At 61.3% G+C, this 25,091-nt stretch carries 23 protein-coding genes and 1 pseudogene; 15 read left to right on the top strand and 9 right to left on the bottom strand.

From position 1 onward, the window contains the following. Nucleotides 1-71: 71 nt before the first annotated feature. The 4 genes from prpC (at nucleotide 72) to AADW18_RS09370 (ending at nucleotide 2,676) form a co-directional block, all read left to right on the top strand. Nucleotides 72-1,223 (top strand): 2-methylcitrate synthase, encoded by a 1,152-nt coding sequence (gene prpC / locus AADW18_RS09385; protein ID WP_337343107.1) that lies wholly within the window; start codon nucleotides 72-74, stop codon nucleotides 1,221-1,223. Between the two features lie 230 nt (nucleotides 1,224-1,453). Then, the gene (locus tag AADW18_RS09380) at nucleotides 1,454-1,960 is read left to right on the top strand and encodes a hypothetical protein (protein ID WP_337343106.1); all 507 of its coding nucleotides are present in this window, start codon (nucleotides 1,454-1,456) and stop codon (nucleotides 1,958-1,960) included. Between the two features lie 156 nt (nucleotides 1,961-2,116). Continuing rightward, the gene (locus tag AADW18_RS09375; RefSeq protein WP_337343105.1) at nucleotides 2,117-2,356 is read left to right on the top strand and encodes a type II toxin-antitoxin system ParD family antitoxin; all 240 of its coding nucleotides are present in this window, start codon (nucleotides 2,117-2,119) and stop codon (nucleotides 2,354-2,356) included. After that, complete coding sequence (locus AADW18_RS09370; RefSeq protein ID WP_337343104.1) at nucleotides 2,353-2,676, top strand: type II toxin-antitoxin system RelE/ParE family toxin; 324 nt, start codon at nucleotides 2,353-2,355, stop codon at nucleotides 2,674-2,676. The genes AADW18_RS09375 and AADW18_RS09370 overlap by 4 nt, the downstream gene beginning before the upstream one ends. Before the next feature lie 165 nt (nucleotides 2,677-2,841). Here the strand turns inward: AADW18_RS09370 and AADW18_RS09365 are convergent, their stop codons facing one another. The 6 genes from AADW18_RS09365 to AADW18_RS09340 all read right to left on the bottom strand — a co-directional run bounded on the left by AADW18_RS09365 (nucleotide 2,842) and on the right by AADW18_RS09340 (nucleotide 9,891). Next, nucleotides 2,842-3,300 (bottom strand): cell wall hydrolase, encoded by a 459-nt coding sequence (locus AADW18_RS09365; protein ID WP_337343103.1) that lies wholly within the window; start codon nucleotides 3,298-3,300, stop codon nucleotides 2,842-2,844. 396 nt (nucleotides 3,301-3,696) lie between these two features. Next, nucleotides 3,697-5,772 carry an NADPH-dependent 2,4-dienoyl-CoA reductase gene (locus AADW18_RS09360; protein ID WP_337343305.1) on the bottom strand — a complete coding sequence of 692 codons (2,076 nt, stop codon included), beginning with the start codon at nucleotides 5,770-5,772 and terminating at the stop codon, nucleotides 3,697-3,699. Nucleotides 5,773-5,882: 110 nt separating this feature from the next. Continuing rightward, nucleotides 5,883-6,518 carry a LysE family translocator gene (locus tag AADW18_RS09355; protein ID WP_337343102.1) on the bottom strand — a complete coding sequence of 212 codons (636 nt, stop codon included), beginning with the start codon at nucleotides 6,516-6,518 and terminating at the stop codon, nucleotides 5,883-5,885. 46 nt (nucleotides 6,519-6,564) lie between these two features. Continuing rightward, nucleotides 6,565-7,581 carry a zinc-binding alcohol dehydrogenase family protein gene (locus tag AADW18_RS09350; protein ID WP_337343101.1) on the bottom strand — a complete coding sequence of 339 codons (1,017 nt, stop codon included), beginning with the start codon at nucleotides 7,579-7,581 and terminating at the stop codon, nucleotides 6,565-6,567. A gap of 21 nt (nucleotides 7,582-7,602) precedes the next feature. Continuing rightward, on the bottom strand, nucleotides 7,603-8,634 hold the full coding sequence (locus AADW18_RS09345) for an aldo/keto reductase (RefSeq protein ID WP_337343100.1): 1,032 nt from the start codon (nucleotides 8,632-8,634) through the stop codon (nucleotides 7,603-7,605). A 45-nt stretch (nucleotides 8,635-8,679) separates the two neighbouring features. Continuing rightward, complete coding sequence (locus AADW18_RS09340; protein ID WP_337343099.1) at nucleotides 8,680-9,891, bottom strand: MFS transporter; 1,212 nt, start codon at nucleotides 9,889-9,891, stop codon at nucleotides 8,680-8,682. A 98-nt stretch (nucleotides 9,892-9,989) separates the two neighbouring features. On the opposite strand from AADW18_RS09340, the gene AADW18_RS09335 reads away from it, so the two are divergent. Continuing rightward, on the top strand, nucleotides 9,990-10,910 hold the full coding sequence (locus AADW18_RS09335; RefSeq protein ID WP_337343098.1) for a LysR family transcriptional regulator: 921 nt from the start codon (nucleotides 9,990-9,992) through the stop codon (nucleotides 10,908-10,910). A 190-nt stretch (nucleotides 10,911-11,100) separates the two neighbouring features. Here AADW18_RS09335 and AADW18_RS09330 read toward each other — a convergent pair whose 3' ends face one another. Beyond that, nucleotides 11,101-11,883, bottom strand: a complete 783-nt coding sequence (locus AADW18_RS09330; protein ID WP_337343097.1) for a class III extradiol ring-cleavage dioxygenase — start codon at nucleotides 11,881-11,883, stop codon at nucleotides 11,101-11,103. A 163-nt stretch (nucleotides 11,884-12,046) separates the two neighbouring features. Here AADW18_RS09330 and AADW18_RS09325 point away from each other — a divergent pair, with 163 nt between their 5' ends. The 4 genes from AADW18_RS09325 (at nucleotide 12,047) to AADW18_RS09310 (ending at nucleotide 16,296) form a co-directional block, all read left to right on the top strand. Further along, on the top strand, nucleotides 12,047-13,501 hold the full coding sequence (locus tag AADW18_RS09325) for a bifunctional 2-methylcitrate dehydratase/aconitate hydratase (RefSeq protein ID WP_337343096.1): 1,455 nt from the start codon (nucleotides 12,047-12,049) through the stop codon (nucleotides 13,499-13,501). A 179-nt stretch (nucleotides 13,502-13,680) separates the two neighbouring features. Further along, entirely contained in the window at nucleotides 13,681-14,760 is a 1,080-nt protein-coding gene (locus AADW18_RS09320; protein ID WP_337343095.1) for an OmpA family protein, read from the top strand. A gap of 205 nt (nucleotides 14,761-14,965) precedes the next feature. After that, nucleotides 14,966-15,460, top strand: coding sequence for a hypothetical protein (locus AADW18_RS09315; protein WP_337343094.1), 495 nt, complete (start codon nucleotides 14,966-14,968; stop codon nucleotides 15,458-15,460). 92 nt (nucleotides 15,461-15,552) lie between these two features. Next, complete coding sequence (locus AADW18_RS09310; RefSeq protein WP_337343093.1) at nucleotides 15,553-16,296, top strand: pseudouridine synthase; 744 nt, start codon at nucleotides 15,553-15,555, stop codon at nucleotides 16,294-16,296. A 277-nt stretch (nucleotides 16,297-16,573) separates the two neighbouring features. Here the strand turns inward: AADW18_RS09310 and kbl are convergent, their stop codons facing one another. Beyond that, the gene (gene kbl, locus AADW18_RS09305; protein ID WP_337343092.1) at nucleotides 16,574-17,791 is read right to left on the bottom strand and encodes a glycine C-acetyltransferase; all 1,218 of its coding nucleotides are present in this window, start codon (nucleotides 17,789-17,791) and stop codon (nucleotides 16,574-16,576) included. Between the two features lie 397 nt (nucleotides 17,792-18,188). On the opposite strand from kbl, the gene AADW18_RS09300 reads away from it, so the two are divergent. The 6 genes from AADW18_RS09300 to AADW18_RS09275 all read left to right on the top strand — a co-directional run bounded on the left by AADW18_RS09300 (nucleotide 18,189) and on the right by AADW18_RS09275 (nucleotide 24,655). Then, nucleotides 18,189-19,211 (top strand): sulfate ABC transporter substrate-binding protein, encoded by a 1,023-nt coding sequence (locus tag AADW18_RS09300; RefSeq protein WP_337343091.1) that lies wholly within the window; start codon nucleotides 18,189-18,191, stop codon nucleotides 19,209-19,211. Between the two features lie 3 nt (nucleotides 19,212-19,214). After that, nucleotides 19,215-20,069: a sulfate ABC transporter permease subunit CysT gene (gene cysT / locus AADW18_RS09295; RefSeq protein ID WP_337343090.1), complete on the top strand. Its 855-nt coding sequence runs from the start codon at nucleotides 19,215-19,217 to the stop codon at nucleotides 20,067-20,069. Continuing rightward, nucleotides 20,066-21,034, top strand: a complete 969-nt coding sequence (cysW, locus tag AADW18_RS09290; RefSeq protein ID WP_337343089.1) for a sulfate ABC transporter permease subunit CysW — start codon at nucleotides 20,066-20,068, stop codon at nucleotides 21,032-21,034. Before cysT ends, cysW begins: the two co-directional genes overlap by 4 nt. Nucleotides 21,035-21,044: 10 nt before the next feature. After that, entirely contained in the window at nucleotides 21,045-22,106 is a 1,062-nt protein-coding gene (locus tag AADW18_RS09285; protein ID WP_337343088.1) for a sulfate/molybdate ABC transporter ATP-binding protein, read from the top strand. A gap of 194 nt (nucleotides 22,107-22,300) precedes the next feature. Beyond that, nucleotides 22,301-23,047, top strand: a complete 747-nt coding sequence (locus AADW18_RS09280; RefSeq protein ID WP_337343087.1) for a TorF family putative porin — start codon at nucleotides 22,301-22,303, stop codon at nucleotides 23,045-23,047. Nucleotides 23,048-23,419: 372 nt separating this feature from the next. Beyond that, on the top strand, nucleotides 23,420-24,655 hold the full coding sequence (locus AADW18_RS09275; protein WP_337343086.1) for an amidohydrolase family protein: 1,236 nt from the start codon (nucleotides 23,420-23,422) through the stop codon (nucleotides 24,653-24,655). A 230-nt stretch (nucleotides 24,656-24,885) separates the two neighbouring features. Here the strand turns inward: AADW18_RS09275 and AADW18_RS09270 are convergent. Further along, nucleotides 24,886-25,002: pseudogene (locus tag AADW18_RS09270) on the bottom strand (relaxation protein); the annotation flags it as partial. Nucleotides 25,003-25,091: the final 89 nt, after the last annotated feature.

The following is a 25,091-nucleotide window of genomic DNA, read 5'->3' as shown; positions in this document are numbered from 1 at the left end:
GTTTACCTTCTCCTGGGAGGGGAAGAGAAGCAAAGACCATCTTGGTTTTCCTTTGTCTTTGGAGATACGTAATGACCGACGCCCCTAGTAGCGGCTTCAAACCCAAGAAATCAGTCGCCCTGAGCGGCACCGCCGCCGGCAACACCGCGTTGTGCACGGTTGGCCGTACCGGCAATGACCTGCACTATCGCGGCTACGACATCCTGGACCTGGCGACCAGCAGTGAGTTCGAGGAAATCGCCTATCTGTTGGTGCACGGCAAGTTGCCGAACCTTGCCGAACTGAAGGGCTATAAGACCAAGTTGAAGTCTCTGCGTGGCGTACCGGCAGCGGTGAAAGCCGCGCTGGAGCAACTGCCGCCTTCCGCGCACCCGATGGATGTGATGCGGACCGGTGTGTCGGTGCTGGGCTGTGTCTCGCCGGAAAAGGACGACCACAATCATCCGGGCGCGCGCGACATTGCTGACAAGCTGATGGCATCGATGGGATCGATGCTGTTGTACTGGTATCACTTCAGTCACAACGGCAAGCGGATCGATGTGGAAACCGATGATGACTCCATCGGCGGGCATTTCCTGCATCTGCTACACGGCGAAAAGCCACGCGATTCGTGGGTGCGCGCGATGCATACGTCGCTGATTCTGTACGCCGAACATGAGTTCAACGCGTCCACGTTCGCCGCACGTGTCATCGCGGGTACGGGCAGCGATATGCACTCCTGTATCGCTGGCGCCATCGGAGCGCTGCGCGGACCCAAGCACGGCGGTGCCAACGAAGTGGCGTTCGAAGTGCAGAAGCGCTATGAGACGCCGGATGAAGCGGAGGCCGATATCAAGGCGCGGGTGGAGCGCAAGGAAGTGATCATCGGCTTCGGTCACCCGGTCTATACCGTCGGCGACCCGCGCAACCAGGTGATCAAGCAGGTGTCGAAGGAGCTGTCCGAAGAGCAGCGGAACACCAAGATGTACGCCATCGCCGAACGTCTGGAAGCAGTCATGTGGGACATCAAGAAGATGTTCCCCAACCTGGATTGGTTCAGCGCGGTCAGCTACCACATGATGGGCGTGCCGACGGCGATGTTCACGCCGCTGTTCGTGATTGCGCGCACCAGCGGTTGGAGCGCGCACGTCATCGAGCAGCGCATCGACGGCAAGATCATCCGCCCGAGCGCCAACTACACCGGACCGGAAGACCTGCCGTTCGTGCCTATCGGCGACCGCTAGGCCTCCCGGGGAGCCGCCCCGGCCATTTGCCGGTGCGGCCCTGGGCGCCGGTCCTCGCCTTGCGAGGCCGCTGACCGACCGAATAAGACACGGGTGCCGTGCTGCTATGGTCGTACCGTGAGCATCGTCACGGACCTTTCCATGCCGATAGGGTCACATCTGTCTGCACTTGTCGTGCACCTCTAACCGGGCGGGGGCCCGGAGCAAGGTTCAAAAAAGGGGAGGGGACGATGCACGCCACGGTTTTTTCCAAAACCGACGCCGGTAAACAAGAGATTCTCGAGCGCAGCCGCAAGCTGACGTCAAGCGCACGCTCGATCTTGTTGATGGCGGACGGACAACGTAACGAGGCCGAGCTGACAGAGCTGATCGCGGCTTTGCATGCGCCGCCAGATACGTTGCAGCAGTTGCTCGGCCTGGGCCTGATCACAGCGGCACGACAGGATCAGTTGGTGGCGGAAGCCGCCTCCAGCAAGCGCGCGGGTGAGAACGCCGCGGTAGCGTCGTCGCCACAAGCGGCCGGGGAAAAGTACTTGGCGCTGTATGCGCTGATGACCGAAAGCATTCGCGCCCACTTGGGCTTGAAGGGTTATTTCATGCAGCTGAAAGTCGAACGTTGTACGGACCTGGATGCATTGCAGGCCCTGCTACCGGAGATGGCGAACGCGCTTTCACGGGCGAAGGACCATGCATTCGCCACGCGCTGGCTGCAGAGTGCGCAAGCCATTATCGACTAGCTGCAAAACCGCACACTCAGGGCGCTTCCTCAAGCATACGGCGCGGCGAGTACCGTGCCCCCGGGATCCCGCGGATGACCCATGCGGCCGACCGCTTGCATCCCAGGAGGCCCAAGGGCACACTTTCTTGGCAATCTTTGCCAAAGGAGGCTGCACATGGCCACGATGAACATTTCCCTGCCCGACGAGCTCAAGCAGTTCATTGATGCACAGGTCGCCGAACACGGCTACGGCTCCAGCAGCGAATACCTGCGTGAACTGATCCGCAAACAGCGTGACGTGGAGCGGCTGCGTGGAATGCTGCTGGAGGGCGCCGATTCCGGGCCCGGCCGATTGGTCGACGACGCCTTTTTTGCCGATCTTCGCGCTATCGCTAAGAACCAAGACGCTGCATGACCGGCAAACCAATCCATGTGCTGCCGCAAGCCGAAAACGACCTGCGGCAAGCTACGGCGTGGTATCGCGAACAGAGCGGTGAGGCGTTGGCAATGAAATGGGTGGATGCGGTGTCGACAGCGGTCCGTCATGTCGCCGCGCATCCGCGCGCAGGTGCGTCACGCTATGCCGTCGCCCTGAACCTTGGCGGCATGCGGTTCTGGCCCGTCCAGAAATTCTCGTACTTGGTCTTCTATGTCGAACGCGAAACACAGGTGGACGTCTGGCGCGTGCTGCATGCGCAGCGCGACATTCCGGAGTGGATGGGGGAGCTTCAATGAGTACGTTCAATGAAGATCCTTAACCGGGACGGCTAAGGCAGCCGGTCAAGCCAGCCACGCTGGCGCTACTGGCTACTCATCGGATGTGCGAGAAGATGTCAGATAGAGTTTCGCGTTCTAGCCGTGGGATCGACTTACTGCGCGATGAGGCGCAGCAGCTCCGCCTCAGGACTCGCGCGGCTTCAGTTTCTGCACGCGCAGGAACGTGTGGCTGCCGATGGTTGCGACGTGATACGCATTGCGCCAACTGGGGTTGGAGATCGACAGCGCAGCGAAGTGACTGGCACCGGGAACGATTTCCTTGCGCTCGTTGGGTGGCAGGGCCCAATTGCGCTCCGCGTTCAGGGCCACCGTCACCGACTTGGCCCACGCGTCGGCGTTCTGCAGCCGAGTGCCTGGGGCGACGATGGTGGGGGCGAACTGTTTGCGGGCGGTGACGACCTCGCACATGGAGTCGCCCCACAGACCGCTGTCGCGGCGACGCAAGGCAACTTCGGCTACGGCTTCCTGGCCCCGCAGGGTCTGGTCGCGGGCTTCCAGGTATACGGTGGTACTTAGGCACAGCGAATCAGCGGCCGGCTGCGGAAGCATTTGCGACAGCCATAAAATCCAGGCCAGTTTCATAGGAACTCCTTGCTCCGTCTTTCCCGGGTCCCTGTACTTCTCCATACGCGGAAAAGGACATTAGCTGGACACGGCAGGGCGTCATGGGGAGGCAGCCATCACACGGGCTGCCCGGGATCCGGCTTAATAGAAGGTCGCCGGGGTGGCCTGCCTGAACTGGGCGGCGGGCCGAAGAGTGCGCGCAAGGTAAGGGCGAAAGCCGGAACCCGGCCTGAACACGCGGGGTTGACAGTTCGACTAAGTGCTTGATCGGAAATGAGATTGCGGCCCATGGATTCGTAGGAGCGGCGTCCCGCCGCGAGCTCTTCGCTTCTATCGCGACCTGGCAGAAACAGCTCGCGGCGGGACGCCGCTCCTACGCGGCGGCAACGGATATACGCAGCAAAGGTGCGCGCGTTACAGTGCCGCCGCCAATCGACTGCCCTGCGCAATGGCTCGCTTTGCATCCAGCTCGGCAGCTACATCGGCGCCGCCAATCAGGTGAGCCGTTTTTCCGGCCGCCACCAAGGTCGCGTGCAGATCGCGACGTGGTTCCTGCCCGGCGCAGATCACTACCTGGTCTACCGGCAATACCTGCTCGGCACCGTCCACACGGATGCGCAGACCAACATCGTCCACGCCCAGATATTCGACCCCGCCCAGCATCTTCACTTGTTTGGCCTTGAGGGTGGCGCGGTGCACCCAGCCCGTGGTCTTGCCCAGGCGGGCGCCCGGCTTGCCTGGGGAACGCTGCAACAGCCAGACCTCGCGGACGGGTGGTTCGGGCTGAGGCGGAGCCAGGCTGCCGCGGGCTTCGAAAGTCGGGTCCACGCCCCATTCGGCCATCCAGCGGGACTTTTCCTGCGGATGCGGCGCGTCGTGCAAATCCGCGCCGGCATGCACTAGATATTCCGCCACATCGAAGCCGATGCCGCCCGCGCCGATCAACGCGGCTCGTGCGCCAACCTGGACCTTGCCGCTCAGCACATCCACGTAGCTCACGACCTTGGTGTGGTCCACACCCGGGAAATCGACCTTGCGCGGAACAATGCCCGTGGCCAGCACGATTTCATCGAAGCCATCGAGTGTTTCCGCCGTTGCTTGAGTCGCCAACTTCACTTCGACGCCTGTTTCCTCGAGCTTGTGGCGGAAGTAGCGCAAGGTTTCGTGGAATTCCTCCTTGCCCGGAATTCGCTTCGCGTAATTGAACTGCCCGCCGATCTCGTTCGCCGCGTCGAATAGCGTGACCCGATGCCCTCGTTCCGCCGCCACCGTCGCGCAGGCCAGGCCGGCCGGCCCGGCACCGACTACCGCAATGCTTTTGACCGCGCGCGCCTTGGCATAGATCAATTCGGTTTCGGCGCAGGCGCGCGGATTCACCAGGCAGCTGGCGTTCTTGTTTTCGAAGACGTGGTCCAAGCAGGCCTGATTGCAGGCGATGCAGGTGTTAATGGCGTGGCTTTTGCCCGCACGCGCTTTGTTGGCCCAATCCGGGTCTGCCAGCAGCGGGCGTGCCAGCGACACCATGTCGGCCTTGCCTTCGGCAAGAATGCCTTCGGCGACATCCGGCATGTTGATACGGTTGGTTGCGATGACCGGCAGCGCGATATGCGGCTTGAGCTTGGCGGTAACGTCGGCGAAAGCCGCCCGCGGCACCGAGGTGACGATGGTCGGTACTCGCGCTTCATGCCAGCCGATACCGGAATTGATGATCGTCGCACCGGCCGCTTCCACCGCCTTGGCCTGGGCGACGATCTCGTTCCACTGGTTGCCGTCCTCCACCAGATCCAACAGCGACAACCGATAGATGATGATGAAATCCGGGCCGCACGCCTCGCGCACGCGGCGCACGATTTCCACCGCGAAGCGCATGCGCTTCTCCGGTGTGCCGCCCCAGGCGTCATTGCGCTTGTTGGTGCGCGGCGCGGTGAATTCGTTGATGAAATAGCCTTCCGAACCCATGATTTCCACGCCATCGTAGCCAGCATCGCGCGCCAGTCGTGCTGCATTGGCGTATGCGGAAATCTGCCGCTCGATGCCGCGCACAGACAACGCGCGTGGAGTGAATGGGTTGATCGGTGCTTTCACCTTGGAAGGCGCAACGGTGAACGGGTGATAGCCGTAGCGGCCGGCATGCAGCAGCTGCGCGCATATCTTGGCGCCATGCTCGTGCACGGCGCGGGTGACGAACTTGTGCGGCCGTGCTTCCCACGGCCACGACAACTTGCCGCCGAACGGCTTGAGCCAGCCAACCAGGTTGGGTGAGAAACCACCGGTAACGATCAATCCAACCCCACCCGCCGCCCGCTCGGCGAAATACGCAGCCAGTCGCGGGAAGTCGCGGGCGCGGTCCTCCAGGCCCGTATGCATGGAACCCATCAGCACGCGATTGCGGATTTGGGTGAAACCCAAATCGAGCGGGGTGAAAAGATGAGGGTAGTGCGGGGATGGAATGTCGGGCGACAAGGAGTGCTGGCCAGCGGCGGACGCGATCGCGGTCATGCGGGTTTGGATACGCTTGCGTATGGAGAGCGCACGATGCCCGGAATTGTCGCGGCTGACAAGCGCAGGTTACCGCAAGCCCGCGCGGCCGGCTGCCGCCCTTAAGCGGCTTGCCGGCGCAGGCGCAGCAGTCCCAGGCCCAGCGTAACGAACATCGCACCGGAAAGCCGGTTGAACCACCGCCCGCGATTGCCAGTGAACCATCGGCCCAGGCCGCGAGCCACGGCGACATAGCACAGGTGCGATAACACCGTGCAGGCGGCGAAGGTCAGCGTCAGTACCAGGAACTGGCGCATGATCGTCGTGTCCTGCCGCATGAATTGCGGCAGCAGTGCGGTGAAGAAAACGATGCTTTTCGGGTTGCTGGTTGCGACCAACAGGCCTTGCAGGAAAAGACGACCAGAAGATTGAACCGGCACCTGCGCAGCGTTCTCCACGCCATCGAATAGCACGGCACGGCTTCGCCATTGACGGATCCCCAGATAGATCAAGTACGCCGCGCCAGCGATCTTCAAGGCGCCAAACCACAATGCCGAGGTCTTCAACAGTGCACCCAGGCCGAGCATCGCCGTAGCCGAAACCAGAAACACACCCACCGCATTGCCGGCGGAACTCACCAGTGCTCGGCGCATGCCCAAGGTGGCGGCATTCGACACCGCCAATAACACCGCCGGACCCGGACTGAAGGCGGTCACCAGCGATAGCGTGCAGAACAGCGACCAGGCGGAAAAGCTCATCGTGACTTTCTCATTGTTGTGTCTGCGAGGTTATTGCTGCGGGCGACTACCAGCCGGCCAACACCAGCTTGCCGATGGTCGTTCCTGATTCCAGCCGGCGATGTGCTTCGCGCAGGTTGTCGGCATTGATCGGACCCAGTGTTTCGGTATGTGTGGGGCGCAGTTCGCCCGCATCGATCAGGCTGGCGGTACGGTTGAGCAGGCGATGTTGCTCAATCATGTCCGGTGTATTGAAGCGGGCGCGGGCGAACATCATTTCCCAATGCAGACCGACGCTCTTGTCTTTGTAGGGGCCGCCTATCTTTAGCGCCTCTGCAGGCTCCACGATCAGCCCGACGTGCCCGAGTGGCGCGACGATCTCGCCGATCGCATCCCAATACCGGTCGGTGCTGGCCAAGCTGAGCACGGCATCCACCTGAGGGTAGCCCAACGCTTTCAGTTGCGGTGCCAGCGGCTGACGATGATCGATCACGTGCTGCGCGCCCATTGCCTTGCACCAGTCGATCGTTTCCGGTCGCGAGGCGGTAGCGATGACAGCGAAGCCGGCGCGGCGCGCGAGTTGGATCGCAATCGAACCCACGCCGCCAGCGCCCGCGATAATCAGCAGACTGCGATCGTTGTCTTCAGCGTCGATCGAATACGGCATGCGATGGAACAGCAGCTCCCAGGCCGTGATGGTGGTCAGCGGCATCGCCGCGGCCTGGGCGAAATCCAGGGTGATCGGCTTACGGCCGACAATGCGTTCGTCCACCAGATGGAATTGCGCGTTGGTGCCGCTGCGGGTGATGTCGCCCGCGTAGTACACCTCGTCGCCAGGCTGAAACAGGGTGACGTGTTCGCCGACGGCTTCCACCACACCGGCGGCGTCATAGCCCAGTACTTTGGGGTGCGATTCCTCCTGCGGTTTGGGCGAGCGGACTTTGGTATCCACCGGGTTGACCGACACGGCTTCGACACGCACCAGCAAGTCGTGACCGCTTGCTGTTGGTTTGGGCAGTTCGAGATCGATCAACGATTGCGGATCGTCGATGGGGAGGTAACGAGTGAGACCGACGGCTTTCATGGCGACTCCGGGATGGGGAAATCAAACAGGCAGCGGACTGCGCTCGGAGAACTGGCCGCGCCAGTAAGGATAGTAAGGATACGGCGCCTCGACACGGCTAACAGCATCCAATCGCTGCATCTGATCGGCGTTGAGGTTCCAGCCAATCGCGCCGAGATTTTGCTTCAGCTGTTCTTCGTTGCGCGCGCCGATCAGCACGGTCGATACGGTAGGCCGTTGCAGCAGCCAGTTGATGGCGATCTGCGGGAGTGTCTTGCCGGTTTCCTCGGCGATGACATCCATCGCTTCAATGATGCGAAACAGGCGCTCGTCGTCCACGGGCGGCCCAATGTCGGCAGTGTCATGGAGGCGGCTGGTAGCCGGCAGTGGCTGACCGCGACGAACTTTCCCAGTCAAACGCCCCCATCCCAGCGGGCTCCATACCACGGCGCCGACACCCTGATCGATGCCCAGCGGCATCAGCTCCCATTCGTAGTCGCGGCCAATCAACGAGTAGTAGGTCTGGTTGGCGACATAACGCGCATAACCACGCTGATCGGCGATGCCCAGCGATTTCATCAGTTGCCATCCGGAGAAGTTCGATACGCCCAGATAGCGCACCTTTCCGGCGCGCACCAAACCGTCGAGCGCGGACAAGGTTTCTTCGACTGGAGTCAGGGCGTCGAAGGCGTGCAGCTGCAGCAGGTCCAGGTAATCGGTACCTAGCCGTTTCAGAGAAGCATCCACGGCTTTCAGCAGGCGGAAGCGCGAAGCGCCCGCGTCGTTCGGGCCCTCGCCCAGGCGTAGCCCGGTCTTGCTGGAAAGAATGACCTGATCGCGTTTGCCCTGGATGGCGGCACCCAGGATCGACTCCGAGGCGCCGTCGGAATAGACATCGGCGGTATCAAAAAAATTGAGGCCGGCATCCAGGCTGAGATCGATCATGCGGCGCGCTTCAGTCGCTTCGGTATTGCCCCAGGCACTGAACAACGGTCCTTTGCCGCCAAACGTGCCGGCACCGAAGCCGAGCGCGGAAACCTTGAAACCGGAGTTGCCGAGAAAGCGGAATTCCATGGTGTATTCCTTGAAGAAGAGGGAGGTAGTGTTACGCGCAACGCATCAGGCGCATTCGGCCTGTTCGACCAATGCGGTGCGGTCTTGTTTGCGTTCCAGTGCAATGCTCCACAAAGCGACCAAGAAGGCAGATACCGGCACTAACGCCGCGATCCAGGACAATGCGGCTAGTCCCGCGCCGTGCGTGATCACCACGCCGCCTAGCCACGCGCCAAGCGCATTGCCCAGGTTGAATGCGCCGATATTCAAGCTGGATGCCAGGCTTTGTGCACCCCCCGCTTTCTGCAACACCCATAGCTGCAATGGAGACACCGTGGCGAACGCTGCCGCACCCAACAAACCAACGAACAGCACCATGGCCCACCGGATGTGCAGCACAAAGGTCATCAATCCCATCACCGCGGCCAGCGCGAGCAACGTGCCGAGCAGGGCCGGAACCAATCGCTTGTCGGCGAACCGGCCGCCCAACAGATTGCCCAGGATCATGCCGACGCCGAACATAAGCAGGATGGGTGAGACCGCGCTTTCGGAAAATCCGGTGACTTGCGTGAGTAGCGGCTGGATGTAGGTGTACACGGTGAACATGCCGCCGAAGCCAAGCACTGTCATCAACAAGCCCAGCAACACCTGCGGGCGAGCGATGGCTTTGAGTTCCTCGCGGAAGGCGATTGGCGGGGCGTCGCTGCGATCGGCAGGCACCAGCGTGGCGATGACGATGGTGGCGATCACGCCGATCACGGTCACCGCCCAGAACGTCGCGCGCCAGCCGAGCTGCAGCCCCAGCCAAGCGCCGGCGGGCACGCCCAGCAGCGTCGCTACGGTCAGTCCCGTGAACATGATGGAGATTGCGGATGCCTTGCGGTCTTCCGCCACCAGGCCTGTCGCCACCACGGCGCCGACGCCGAAGAAAGTGCCGTGCGCCAGCGACGTTATCACCCGCGCGATCATCAGCAAGGTGTAGTTCGGGGCGATTGCGCAGGCCAGGTTGCCGAGGGTGAAGATAACCATCAGCGCCACCAGCACCGCCTTGCGTGGCATCCGGCTGGTGGCCGCGGTCAGCAGTGGCGCGCCGACGAATACGCCTAGCGCGTAGCCGGAGATCAACAGCCCGGCGGCCGCGATGGTGACCTGCAGGTCGGCGGCGACCTGCATCAACAGGCCCATGATGACGAACTCGGTGGTGCCAATGCCGAAGGCACCGGCGGTCAGCGCGTATAGCGCGATCGGCAGGCGCGATTTTGGGAGAGTGGAATTCACGGGCGGTCCCGGCGGTTGGGGGAAGGTGGCAGCTTGGGACTTTCACTGTCTTCTGAAAACGGCGAATATGGCTAATCACTTCCAATGAAATATTGATAATGGATCGAGTCGGTGATTTGGCCCTGTTCCTGCGCGTAGTCGACCTGGGCTCGATTACCGCCGCCGCCCGTAGCCTGGATCTGTCGGTCGCCGTCGCCAGCCAGCGTTTGAAGCGGCTGGAGAAAGAGTTGGGAGTTCGCCTGCTGCATCGGACGACTCGCCGGCTACATCCCACGCCCGAAGGCGCTGCCTTGGCCCAGCAGGGCAGAGTGCTGGTAGAGGACCTGGAGTCGTTGGGCGCAGGATTGCGGGAAGCCGCCAATGAGGTGGCCGGGACTCTGCGAGTAACGATGTCGGCTTCCTTCGGTCGCCAGTACGTTTCGCCATTGCTGCCCAGTTTCCTGGCGCGACACCCCAAACTGCGACTAAGCGCGCACCTGAGCGACAACGTCGTGGATCTGGTCAGCGAAGGCTTCGACCTGGCGATCCGGATTGGTGCACTGGAAGATTCGGGATTGGTCGCGCGTCGCATCGCCTCCAATCGCCGCGTGCTGTGCGCATCGCCGGATTACCTGCGCCGTCGCGGGCGGCCGCGGGTGCCCGAAGATCTGACCGCGCACGATTGCCTGTTGTTGTTCGGCAGCAATGGCCGACAAGACGTATGGCGGATGCAAGGGCCGGACGGGCAGGAAATCGCCGTACGCGTGCAGGGACGTTTCGAAAGCAATTTTGGCGAAGTGCTGCGTGACGCGTCGCTGGCGGGCGAAGGCATCGTGGTCCATTCGCTGTGGCATATCGCCGACGATCTGCGTGCGGGACGATTGGAAATCGTATTGCCGGATTATCCGCCGGCGACCACCGCCATCAGCGCGATCATGCCGCAGCGGCGATTGGTGCCGCCGCGGGTACGCGCCTTCATCGACTTGCTGGCTGATGAGTTCGGGGACGATCCGCCGTGGGAGCGCGGATTGCAGTTCTGACAGCTGAGCGCCGCCATGTTGCGGAAGTGCTTTCTTCGAGAAAGAACCTTCTCTCCCTCACCTCATCATTTATGCAGAGAAGAAACCTTCCCCTTTTTTAGGGGGATTGATGGGGATTAGCTTTTTGCTGTCGGGTGCAGAGAAGAAAGCAGCGGAGCAAGCTCCGCTCTACGTAAAGTGAGCAGTCGAGCTACTCAAAAGCAAACGCATCCATTGCCAACCCACCAAGCTCGACATCGCGGTGAAGTAACCGGCCATGCGTGCCGTCGCCACCCGCTCCCAAAGCCACGTACAAAGGATAGAGATGCTCCGGCGTTGGATGATTGCGCAGCGCTTCGGGCAAGGCACGCCAGTTCAGCGCGCCCGCGATGTCGCCGTCGATCAGTCTTTCGCGCAATGCGTCGGTGAACGCGGTCATCCAGGAAAACGCCGGGGCATCCGCATGATGCCAATCCAGCGCACGTAAGTTGTGCGAGAAGCCTCCGGAGCCGATCACCAGTACGCCTTCTTGTCGCAATGGCGCCAGCGCGCGGCCGATGCGGTAATGCCATTCGGCGTCGCTTTGCGGATTCACCGACAAAGCAACCACCGGGACATCGGCCTGCGGAAACATGCGGCGAAGCGGCACCCAGACACCGTGGTCGATGCCGATGTGATGGTCCTCGCGCGCGTCGAACCCGGCGGCGACCAACGTCCGCGCAATGCGCTTGGCAAGCTCAGGCGCACCGGGAGCTCGATACTCGATCTCATACAGCGGTGCAGGGAAACCTCCGAAGTCATGAATCGTCGCGGGGGCCGGCGCTGAGGTCACGGTGGGATGTGCCGCTGCGAAGTGGGCGGAGGCGATGACGATGGCTTTGGGCAGCGGTAGCTGAGTTCCCAAGTGCTCCAGGAAACGGGCAGTGACGGAGTCTTCAACGGCCAGCATCGGCGAACCGTGGGAGACGAACAGAGAGGGAAGGATATTGGTCATGCCTGCAGCATTGTGCCGCTCTCGACCGGCGCCAAGTGCCGTCCGTGATTCGATGTGTTGCGCCGCCGCAACGGGCCTGCCTCCGGGTATATCGGTCGCTATTCCCACGGCGGACGCGGTGGTCTGGCAAAATAGCGCGGATTTTTTCCCGCAGAGTCTTTCAATGAGCCATCACGACATCCGATCCGCCACCCGCCCCAATCCCGACCAGCCGATGGTCGATGTCGCCGATTACGTCGCCGACTACCGGATCGATTCACAGGAGGCTTACGACACTGCCCGCTACATGCTGCTGGATTCGCTGGCCTGCGCCATGCTGGCGATGAAATTCCCGGATTGCGTGAAGCACCTCGGACCGGTGGTGCCCGGCGCCACCATGCAGGGAGGCGTCCGCGTTCCCGGCACCACCCACGAACTGGATCCCGTGCAAGGTGCGTTTGCCATCGGCGCACAGATTCGCTGGCTGGATTTCAACGACACTTGGCTGGCCGCCGAATGGGGCCACCCGTCGGACAACCTGGGCACCATTCTTTCGGTCGCCGACTACCTCAGCCGCCGTGCCGTGCGCGATGGCGGCCAACCGCTGACCGTACGCGACGTGCTCACCTACGCGATCAAGGCTCACGAGATCCAAGGCGGCTACGCGCTGTTGAACTCGTTCAACCGGGTCGGCCTGGATCACGTCATCCTGGTACGACTGGCTTCCACCGCCGTGGCCACGCACATGCTGGGTGGCGACAAGGAACAGATCATCAATGCCGTTTCGCATAGCTGGATCGACAACGGCGTGCTGCGTACCTACCGTCATGCCCCCAATACCGGCCCCCGGAAGAGCTGGGCCGCCGGTGATGCCTGCCGGCGCGCGGTTATCCATGCCTTGAATGCCGTCAATGGCGAAGTGGGCTATCCCAGCGCGCTCAGCGTACCGACGTGGGGCTTCTACGACATTGCCTTCAAGGGCAAGCCGTTCCAGTTCGAACGCCCGTTTGGCAGCTACGTCATGGAAAACGTACTGTTCAAGATCAGCTTCCCGGCCGAGTTCCATGCCCAGACGGCCGTGGAGTGCGCCATGACGCTGCACCCGCAGGTTCGCGACCGGTTGGACCAGATCGAGAAGATCGTCATCGAAACCCAGGAAGCCGGCGTTCGCATCATCGACAAGACCGGTCCGCTGGCCAACTACGCCGACCGCGACCATTGCATCCAATACATGGTGGCGGTGCCGCTGATCTTCGGGCGCTTGACGGCGGAGGACTACTCGGACACTGTGGCCGCTGACCCGCGTATCGACGCCTTGCGCGACGTCATGGAGGTCAGGGAGAACCCGCAATTCACCCGCGACTACTTTGATCCCGACAAGCGTTATATCGGTAACGCAATACAAGTGTTCTTCAAGGACGGCAGCTCGACCGACAAGATTTCGGTGGACTATCCCATCGGTCACCGCAAGCGTCGCGCGGAAGGCATTCCTGTATTAATGGCCAAATGTGAGGCTGCGTTGCGGGCCCATCTGCCGGCAGGGCAGGTGGATCAGATACTCGCTGCAGCCGCCAATCCTGCTCGGTTCGACGCGATGCCGGTGCAAGACTTCATGGCGCTGTACCAAGCTGGCGAGTGACTTGGGTTTAACATTTGCTGTACTTGTTAGGGTCCCGTTAACACAGTCTTCACTTATTGCAGCATAATCTGTTCAGGATGGCGTCGGATACAGCCGTCTCGACAATAAGAAAGCTGGAACCACGCAAGTAACGTACGTACTTCGGTTCTCTACAACTGAATTTTTACAAGGAGCAGCAAATGAACAAGAAACTTCTCTGTGCCGCCATGTTGTGCGGTCTGGGCGTCGCGCAGGCCGCTTCCGCTCAGGAGTTCGACGACCGTTGGTACCTGACCGGTTCCGCCGGTTTCAACCTGCAAGACGATCAGCGCGAAACCCGCAATGCACCGTTTGTCGGCCTGGGCCTCGGCAAGTTCATCAGCCCGAACTGGTCGATCGATGGTGAATTGAACTATCAGAACCCGAAGTTCGAAGACAACCGCGATATGAACTGGAGCCAGTACGGTATCTCGTTCGATCTGCGTCGCCACTTCGTCACTGAAGGTCGCGGCTGGAATCCTTACCTGCTGGCCGGCCTGGGTTACCAGCGTTCGGAAGAAGAGTTCGACGCTTTCCCGAGCCCCGATTCTCCTGGTCGGGCTGAAGACGGCAACTTTGCCGCCAAGGTCGGCGTTGGTCTGCAGACCACGCTTGAAAAGCGCGTCGGCGTGCGTGCTGAACTCGCTTATCGTGCCGACTTCAACGATCAGAGCGTTGCTGCTCCGGACGAAAGCTGGTTCGGCGACGTGCTCGCTTCGGTTGGCGTGATCATCCCGTTGGGTGCCGCTGCTGCTGCTCCGGCTCCCCCGGCTCCTCCGGCTCCGGCCAACACCTGCGCCGACATGGATGACGACGGCGACGGCGTGAACAACTGCGACGACAAGTGCCCCGGTTCGCAGGCTGGCCAGACCATCGGTCCGGACGGCTGCCCGGTACCGGTTTCGATCGACCTGAAGGGCGTCAACTTCGACTTCGATAAGTCGACGCTGCGTCCGGATGCGGTCTCCATCCTGAGCGAAGCGACCGAAATCCTGAAGCGTTACCCCGACCTGAAGGTTGAAGTCGCCGGTCACACCGACTCCGTCGGTACCGATGCCTACAACCAGGGTCTGTCGGAGCGTCGCGCCAAGACCGTGTACGACTACCTGACCAGCAATGGTGTGGACGCCTCGCGTCTGGTTGGCCCGAACGGTTACGGCGAGAGCCGCCCGATCGACACCAACGACACCGCTGAAGGCCGTGCTCGTAACCGTCGTACGGAATTGAACGTCCAGAACTAATCGGACGCTTCAATCGCAAAGCAATACCGAAGCCCGGCCTAGTGCCGGGCTTCGTGTTTTTGGAAGATGCGAACGGGAATGAATAGGGTGACCAGTGAGTTTCGTTCCAATATTCTTTGCCGCTTGGCGGAAACGGCGCTGATTTCTTGATATTGGCAACGCTGCTTCATACACTCGTGGCCGAACTTCATGCAGGGTCCCGCCAATGCGCCGTATCGTTTTCGCCAGTCTGATCAGCATTGCGGCTCCCGCCTTGCATGCCGCGCCCAACTGCGCCGGCAGTTTGGTGCCGCCGCCGCTACCCTCCCGTAACGTAATTGCCCCGGTTGCACCGGAGTTCGTCGCCAATGCGACACAGCTGGGTGCGCCCAGCGGCGTGTTGGCGCATTCATTCGATGAAGCGCTGTCGGTGGATCGCGTGTTGCTGCGTCTGCGTATCGAAGGTTGCCAGAATGTCGCCAAGGCATTGCCCGCGGCGCCTTCCGCTGCTGCAGCCGGCGCCAGCAGTGCGGCCGCTTATAAACCCAAGACTGAGTTCGACAACACTCCGTGGCGTTTTGACATGAACCAGAACGGCAAGCGGATGACTGCTGAAGAGTTCGACGCCTGGATGAAGTCGCGCGGTGTCCGCGTTGCCAAGGGTGCAGCGCCCGCGGCAGCCCCGGCGCCGGTGCCGGCCGCCGCCGAGAAGAGCAAGTAAGACGAAGGCTTCCGCATTGCGGAGGCCTTTCTTTTCTACTTTGTAGCGATTGAACCGTGCGGCGTAACCACGACGCATCGGTCGGCGACAGCATGGCATCGAAAACCCATTTCGCCACTCCGCGGCATGGCCTGGCACGCGTACTTTCCAAGGAAGGTCTGTGCTCGCGAACGGAGGCTGCCCGTTGGATCGCGGCAGGAAGGGTGGCGGTTGACGGGCGGGTCGTTCGCGATCCCGAGTTTCCAATAGCGAAAGACAGACAGCACATTACCGTCGACGGCACGCCTATCGGTGCCGGCCAACGTTGTTACCTGATGCTCAACAAGCCTCGCGGCGTGGTAACCACGGCGAGCGACGAGCATGGTCGCGACACCGTCTATCGCTGCCTGCAAGGCGGCGAGGCGCTGCCCTGGCTAGCGCCCGTGGGTAGGTTGGACAAAGCAAGCGAAGGGCTGCTGCTTTTCAGCAACGATCCCGAATGGGCCGCGCGCGTGACCGATCCGGATACCGGTCCCGACAAGACCTACCACGTCCAGATTAACTGTATTCCCGACACCGCATCGCTCACGGCGATGATGTCAGGCGTGGAGTCGGACGGGCAGACACTGGCGGCGAAAGCGGCCCGTCTGTTGCGCCAGGGAGAAAAGAACGCCTGGCTGGAAATTGTTTTGGACGAGGGCCGCAATCGGCAGATCCGTCGGCTGTTGTCTGCTCTCGACATTAACGTCCTGCGATTGGTGCGAACCGAAATCGGCGATCTGGCGTTGGGCGACTTGCCAAAGGGTCAGTGGCGATGGCTGAGTGCATCCGAAGCCGAATCGCTAGTTCGGCGATAAGGCGCTGCGTGTCAGGCCACTATTCGTCATCTCGGCCTCCCGCCGAAGTACTTGACCAGCCATTCGGCTGTTGAAGAGCTTGGCCAGCTATGCGGTGAGACGCGCTTCAACAGCCGAATGGCTGATCGAGCCAACGGTTATCTGGACTGCAAGGCACTGGGTCCCGGCCTGCGCCGGGTGACGAAGGTAAATTGCTTCCGGGTGACCTGCGGGAGCTGCTCAGGCTGGTAGCCCGGACTACGTCTAACGAAGTCTTTGCCTGACGCATGTGACCGGCCTACGCCTTCAGCACGCCGAGTTCGTGGCCAATCTTGATGAAGGTGGCGATGGCGTAGTCCAGGTGTTCGCGGGTGTGCGCGGCGGACATCTGCGTGCGGATCCGCGCCTGACCCTGCGGTACCACCGGATAGAAGAAGCCGGTCGCATAGATGCCTTCCTCCAACAAACGTCCAGCGAAACGTTGTGCCAGCGGCGCGTCGTACAGCATCACCGGGCAGATCGGGTGCACGCCGGGCCGGATATCGAAACCGGCCGCCGTCATCTTTTCGCGGAAATGGCGTGTGTTGTCCTTGAGCCGTTCGCGCAGCTCGCCTGCGGAGGAGAGCATTTCGAAGGCCTTGATGCCGGCCGCCACGACGTGCGGCGGGAGCGAGTTTGAAAAAAGATAAGGGCGCGAACGCTGCCGTAGCAGTTCCACGACTTCCTTTTTCGCAGTAGTGAAGCCACCCAGGGCGCCGCCCATGGCTTTGCCCAAGGTCCCGGTGAAGATATCGATCTTTTCCATTACGCCCTTGACCTCGGCCGAACCCCGGCCGGTGGCGCCCAGGAATCCGGTGGCGTGGCATTCGTCGATGTGGACCAAAGCGCCGTACTTTCTTGCCAATGCGGTGATCTCGTCCAGCGGAGCGATGAAGCCATCCATCGAGAACACGCCGTCGGTCGTGATCAGCTTGGTCTTGCACCCCGCGGCATCGGCCGCCTGTAGCTGCGCTTCCAAATCGGCCATGTTGCAGTTGGCGTAGCGGAAGCGCTTGGCCTTGCACAGGCGCACGCCGTCGATAATCGACGCGTGGTTCAGTGCATCGGAGATGATCGCGTCGTTTTCGTCCAGCAAGGGTTCGAACAGACCGCCGTTGGCGTCGAAACAAGCCGCATAGAGGATGGTGTCTTCCGTGCCGAAAAAGTCAGCGATGGTCTTTTCCAGCTGCTTGTGCAGGTCCTGGGTGCCGCAGATGAAGCGCACGCTGGCCATGCCGAAACCGTGGGTGTCCAATGCTGCCTTGGCCGCCTGGATGATGTCCGGGTGATCGGCCAGACCCAGGTAGTTGTTGGCGCAGAAGTTCAGCACCTTGCGGCCATCTTCCAGTTCTATCTCGGCCGACTGGGGGCTGGTGATGACGCGTTCGGACTTGAACAGGCCCTGGGAACGAATGGATTCCAACTCGGTGGCGTAACGCTGCGTCAGAACGGAGGATGCGGCTGGGGAGGTGGACATGGCGGCCGGGCTTTGGAGACAGACGGCCATTTTAACGGCCTTCCGCTGGCCGTCATGCGAATCAGACATAAGCACCGGTCATTTCGTCATTTCTCTGCGACAGGGCAGGTACGCAGCATCTCAGGCTCGGGCGGGCTTCCGCCGCTTTCACATGCTGGGAATGCGTGATGCCCACAAAATCAGGAAAGGCGAGCGCAATGGCGTCAGGCCGTCACAATCTCGCTTTCTGTCCGCAGGGGATCGGCCTTCTGTGGAGCTGCAACGGATGACCGGTGCCGGCGCGTGAGATGGTATGCGTGTACTTTCCGAGCCTTGCGGCGGCGACAAAAAATTGTGAGAACAAGAATTTGATTCCGTCGATATCGCGATCCGTTCTGATTCACCGGAGATTGTTTGCATGAAAAGCTCGACCTTCCGCCGCCAGGCGCGCAACCTGCTGGTCGCCCTTGGACTGACGCTGGCCGCGAGCGCAGGCGCGCAGGACGCCAAGCTGCTGAACGTGTCGTACGACCCTACACGCGAGTTCTATCGCGAAATCAACGCCGCCTTCGCGCAGAGTTGGCAGCAGAAGACCGGTCGCAAGATCGCTGTCGATACTTCGCATGGTGGTTCTGGCAAGCAGGCGCGCGCGGTGATCGATGGCTTGGAAGCCGACGTGGTGACATTGGCGCTGGCCTATGACATCGATTCCATCGCCGAGCGCGCCAAGCTGCTTCCGGTCGATTGGCAAAAACGCCTGCCCGAGAACAGCTCGCCTTACACCTCCACCATCGTTTTCCTGGTGCGCAAGGGCAATCCGAAGAAGATCAAGGATTGGCCGGACCTGTTGCGCTCCGGCGTGGCGGTTATCACTCCGAATCCAAAAACCTCGGGTGGTGCACGCTGGAATTATCTGGCGGCATGGGCTTATGGCCTGAAGATATTCAAAGGCGACGAAGCCAAGACGCGCAACATGATGCGCGCGCTGTTCCGCAACGTGCCGGTATTGGATACGGGTGCGCGCGGCGCGACCACCACATTCGTACAGCACGGCACCGGTGATGTGCTGTTGGCATGGGAAAACGAAGCAATCCTGTCGGTCAAGGAGCTCGGGCCCGACAAGTTCGAAATCGTTGTTCCCAAGCTGTCGATCCTGGCCGAGCCTCCGGTGGCGCTGGTGGACAAGAATGTGGACAAGCACGGCACCCGCGAAGCAGCCCAGGCATATCTCAGTTACCTGTATTCGCCGGAAGGTCAGAAAATAGCGGCACGGCACTACTACCGCCCTCGCTATCCGCAATACGCAGATCCGGCTGACATGGCAGCGTTTCCCAAGATTGAACTGGTGACGATCAACCAGGTTTTCGGCTCCTGGGCCAAGGCGCAGGCCACGCATTTCGCCGAGGGCGGCGTGTTCGATCAGATCCAGGCGGAAAAGTAGTCGATGGCGGCAGTATCGCTATCGGCAAAACGTGCGCCGCGCAGGCGGGTCGTACCCGGTTTCGGCCTCAGTCTGGGCTATACCTTGGTATGGCTGGGCTTGATCGTACTGATTCCCCTGGCAGGTTTGTTCATCAAGGCTGGCGGTCTGGGTTGGCAAGGTCTCTGGGACATCTGGACCCAGCCGCGAGTGCTGGCGTCGCTGAAAGTCAGTTTCGGTACCGCGCTGGCGGCGGCCGCTTTCAATGCGGTAATGGGCACGTTGGTCGCCTGGGTGCTGGTGCGTTATCGGTTTCCTGGCAAGCGCTTGTTCGACGCCATGATCGATCTGCCTTTCGCGCTACCCACCGCGGTGGCGGGTATTGCACTGACAGCGTTGTACGGCCCGACGGGCTGGATCGGGCGCTGGTTGGAAGCCGCAGGGATCAAGGTGGCCTACACGTCCCTGGGCATTACCGTGGCGCTGGTGTTCATCGGCTTGCCCTTCGTCGTGCGAGTGGTGCAGCCGGTGCTGGCGGAAGTGGAGCGCGAGCTTGAGGAAGCCGCAGCCACACTGGGTGCGAACCGTTGGCAGGCAGTCCGCAGGGTGGTGTTGCCGACATTGTGGCCGGCCATATTGGCCGGATTCGGGCTGGCGTTCGCGCGTGGCGTGGGCGAATACGGATCAGTGATCTTCATTGCGGGCAATCTGCCCGGGGTCACCGAAATCGCACCGCTCCTGATTACCTTCCGCTTGGATGAATACGACTACGCCAGTGCGACCGCCATCGCGCTGGCCATGTTGCTGCTGTCATTGTTCATGCTGCTGATCATCAACACATTGCAATCCAAGTTGGCGAAGCGGGGCGCGCTAAGATGAGCGAAGCCGTTTCCGCCGCCATTGGCTTTCCCTCCGAGGGCTCGCTCCTGGAATCCGTCAGCGCTCGCCGCTCCGATCCCGTCGCCGCCACCACCGAACCCAAGTGGGTGCGGGTGCTGCTGATCGGCACCGCATTGGTTTTTCTGCTGGGTTTCCTGTTGTTGCCGCTGCTGCTGGTGTTCGTGCAGGCATTGAGCAGCGGTGTTCCGGCGTTTATCGCCGCGATCACTGAAGCGGACGCATTGGAAGCCATCAGGCTCACACTGATCGTGACCGGGATCGTGGTGCCACTGAATCTGGTATTCGGCGTCGCCGCGGCCTGGGCAGTGAGCAAGCATCAATTCCCAGGCAAACGCCTGCTGGTGAGTCTGATCGATCTGCCGTTCGCGGTGTCGCCGGTGGTGGCGGGCCTGGTGTACGTGCTGATCTTCGGCGCCCAAGGTTGGGCTTGGCCGTTGATCGCGGAAGGTTGGCGTTTCACCCTGCCGGTGTGGGGCGAGGTCGTTTTGCAGCTACCCAAGATCATCTTTGCCGTGCCGGGCATCGTGCTGGCGACGCTGTTCGTAACCTTTCCCTTCATCGCGCGCGAGCTCATGCCGCTGATGGAGCAACAAGGTACTGATGAAGAGCTTGCCGCGCTCAGTCTGGGTGCCAATGGTTGGCAGACATTCTGGCGTGTCACGGTGCCTAATATTCGCTGGGCGCTGTTGTACGGCGTGTTGTTGTGCAGTGCGCGCGCACTGGGGGAATTCGGCGCGGTATCGGTGGTTTCGGGCCATATCCGCGGGCGTACCAATACGTTGCCGCTGCATGTGGAAGTCCTCTACAACGACATCGCACAGAACTACAGCGCGGCTTTCGCCGTCGCTTCGCTGCTGGCGCTGACTGCCTTGGTCACGCTGGTATTGAAGTCTTATCTGGAATGGCGCCACGGCGAATCGCTTGCCGCCAGCCATCGCCACTAGAGGTCGCACCATGGGTATCAGGATCGAACATTTGAGCAAGCGTTTCGGCGATTTCGCCGCGCTGGACGACATCAGCCTGAATGTGCGACAGGGTGAATTGCTGGCACTGTTGGGTCCGTCGGGTTCCGGCAAGACCACTTTGCTGCGCACGATCGCCGGCTTGGAGCAGGCCGACCACGGCGCCATCTGGTTCGACGGCGAGGATGCATCGCGGCTCAGCGTGCAGGCGCGGCGGGTGGGTTTCGTATTTCAGCATTACGCGTTGTTTCGGCACCTCAACGTGCGCGAGAACATCGCCTTCGGCCTGCGTGTGCGGCGTGGCGAGGATCGCTGGCCAAAGGCACGTATAGAAGAGCGTGTGCGCGAACTGCTCGCGCTGGTGCAACTGGATGGATTGGAAGCACGTTATCCGGCGCAGCTATCCGGGGGCCAGCGTCAACGCGTGGCATTGGCGCGAGCCTTGGCCATCGAGCCGCGAGTCTTGCTACTGGATGAACCGTTTGGAGCGTTGGACGCGCGCGTGCGCCGCGATCTGCGCCGTTGGCTGCGCGAGTTGCACGACCGCACCGGCCTGACCACGATCTTCGTCACCCACGATCAGGAGGAAGCGTTGGAGTTGGCGGACCGCGTCGCCATCCTTCATCAGGGTCGCATCGAACAATTGGCCAGTCCCGCGGAGGCATACGACCAACCTGCATCGCCTTTCGTCTACTCATTCGTGGGTGCGGTGAATCGCTTGCCAGGCCAATGGCATCAAGATCGGTTGCGTGTTGCCGGGACCGATCTCTTCCCGCCGGCGGCCATACAAGGCGAAGGTGCAGTGGAATTGTTCGTGCGTCCCGAAGATCTGCAACTGGACGGTGATGGGCCGGGTTGGCAGGCCACCGTGATATGGGCGCAGCGCAGTGGTCCGCGGCTGCGGCTGAGAGCGCGGCTGGAGGAAACGCAGGACGAGTTGGAAATTGAATTGCCCGCGCATGCGGCAAGTCCGGCAAATGCGGAGGGCAGTTCGATCCGCCTGTCGCCAACTCGCTTCAGGCTGTTCCCGGCGACGACAGCTCAACATCCATGATGCTTCGCATCAGCGATAGGATGGTTTCAGAAGTAACCGAAAAATCCGACGATGGGCACTTGACTGTGAGGTTTGTTGCATCGCAATATCAGCTCGGTTAAGAAATTGTAAAACTGATGTTGCAGTTTGGAGACAACGCCAAACCGGCGCCAGCCCTCAACCCTCATAGCAATAGCCCACCCAGGAGAATCCGGATGAAGCCATCCAAGCTCAGTTTTGCCCTAGCCGCCGTCATGTTGGCCACGCCGTTCGTCGCGTCAGCGCAAGAAGCCGAGGAAGAAGCCTCGTCGCCCCTCAGCTTATCCTTGGCCGTGACCACCGACTACGTGTTTCGTGGCGTATCCCAGACCGATAACGAGCCTGCGTTCCAGGCAGGGCTGACGTACTCGGCACCGTTCGGCCTGTATGTGGGCGCATGGGGTTCGAACGTGGACTTCGGCGCAGGCGGACCCAATTTCGAGTTCGACTACTACGCAGGCTGGAACAAGGATCTCAGCGACGCTTGGAACATTGACCTGGGCGTGACCCGCTATACCTATGAGGGTTCCGACGACGGCTACGGCAGCATCGACTACAACGAATACATCGCCAAGCTGACGTGGAGTGGCCCGGTGACCGTGGGCGGCATCCTTGCTTACTCCGACGACTACAGCAACACCGGTGCCGAGGAAACCTACGCGGGCCTGTCGGCCAGCTACGACCTGGGTGACTCCGGTTTTTCGCTGGGCGCTTCCACCGGCTACACCTCCATCGAAGCGGATAACGACGGAGGCCGCGCGGACTTTTTCGACGGTTCGGTCAGCGTTTCGAAAGGCTTCGGCCCGGCCACCGCGACCCTTGGCTACTACGACACATTCGGCTCCGACGCGGAAGACCTGCGCCGTGCCTCCGACATCTACAAGCCAGGCGTAGTGCTGACCGTGGCGGTCGCTGTTCCCTGATAGTTTCGAGCAAAGTGAAAAGGACGCCGAGAACTCTGGCGCTCCGTTGATCTGTTGATTTTGCTTACAGCCGGCCCGCAAGGGCCGGCTTTTTGTCTTATGGCACATGCAGATCCAGACATGCGTTCGACACCCTGGATGCGCGCGCGAGTTAGGGCAGCCAGAACTGGACGACCACTCTGCCGTAGCAAGCGTGCGGCCTAGGCGCACGGCCCGATGTGGGCCAAAAGATCGATAGCTCGATATCCCTCGCAATGCTGTCGACGTGACATATGCGCGGTGCTGTAATCTCGACGCCTTGCTCGCGACATCACCGCCATGGCATCGCCAGTGATAACCCAGAAACGACGTTCCGACACCGGAGAAAATCTAATGCGATATGCGTTTGGACTGAGCTCGATCCTGATCGCGCTACTCGCGACGTCGAATACCATCGCGGGGGAGCTGGTGATCACCGGTGCCAAGGTCTATCCGGCGCCGGGCGCCGCCCCCATCGAGAACGCCTCCGTGCTGATCCGCGATAACCGGATTGTCTCGGTTGGACCGGCAAAGGACGTCCATGCGGGAAAGGACGCCCAGGTGATCGACGCCAAAGGCGGCACGGTGCTGGCGGGTTTCTGGAACAGCCACGTACATTTCACTGAACCCAAATGGGCAGGCGCAGCGAAATTGCCGCCGGCGCGCTTGCAATCGCAGCTGCAGGAAATGTTGGTTCGGTATGGTTTCACCACCGTCGTCGACACCGGCTCCGACCCGCGCGACACCGGTCCACTGCGGTCCCGTATCGAGTCCGGCGAGGTCATGGGGCCGCGCATCATCATGGCCATGTCGCCGCTATTCCCGCCCGATGGCCTGCCGTACTACGTTCGCGACACGCTGCCGGCTGAAGTCCTGTCGCAGCTGTCGCAACCGGCGACGGCCGAGCAGGCCACCGCGATCGTACGCGCGAATCTGGAAGGAGACGGCGACGTAGTGAAGCTGTTTACCGCATCCTGGGTTGAGAGTGGTGGCGCAGCCAAACCGATGCCGGTCGCGATCGCCACCGCAGCGGTAGAAGAAGCGCATCGTCATCGCGCACTGGTGTTCACCCATCCGTCGGACGTGCCGGGACTGGAAGTGGCATTGGAATCGGGTGTCGACGTGCTCGCGCACGCCGTTGAAGACCTGGATGGCTTCGACCGCTCGCACATGCGTCGGATGCGAGACCGCAACATCGCCATGGTTCCCACGCTCAAGCTGTTTAGTGTCAACCCCAAGCCGAAACTGGACGCAATCGTGCGTGAGGTCGGCGACTACCAACGGCTGGGCGGCAGCATCTGGTTCGGCACTGATGTTGGATATCTCGATGATTACGACCCGGCACTCGAATTCGAACTGCTGCAGCGCGCAGGACTGTCATTCGACCAGATCCTTGCCGCGCTGACTACCGCACCGGCGAGCCGATTACCGGGCGGAGCGGAGCGCGGCAAAGTCGAGGCCGGCATGATCGCCGACCTGGTGGTTATCGAAGGCGATCCGTCACAAACGCCAGAAGCCTGGACGCGGCTACGCTATGTATTCCGGGATGGCCGCAAGCTTTTCGACGCGACATCTGCGGCGACACGCTAGTGTCGTGTGCGCCCGACCGTTTGCGAAATGCAACACCACGGGGCAACAAGGTGTACATGAAAGGTCGCAAAGACGGATACGCTGTCGTGACGCGCCAGCTCGCGGAACGAAAATCGACAAGCGCAAGCAAGCTGTGAAAATTAGCCGGAATTGCCTGGCTATTCGGTACGATCTACCATTCACCAGCTAACGCTGTGATCCTGGTCAGCACCTACCGCCGACACGGAGAGCTACGGGCGATCCTGCACAATACGGTACTGTCCCGCGTCTCCAAATTTTTCGCTTTTCGCATCCACATTGACGCACAGCTTGCCGCCGCACAGCGTCACGTCCGCTGCGTCGTATGCATTCGCGGCCTGACCAGAACCGCTGGGTCATTACATCTGCGCGTTACGAGCAAGATGGGGAAGGTGATAGCCGGTTTACCAACGCAACA

It is taken from the genome of Pseudoxanthomonas sp. CCNWLY206-1 (assembly GCF_039710385.1).
GTDB lineage: Bacteria > Pseudomonadota > Gammaproteobacteria > Xanthomonadales > Xanthomonadaceae > Pseudoxanthomonas_A.
Note: the sequence above shows the minus strand (reverse complement) of the source record. Positions and strands in the feature narration are given on the sequence as shown.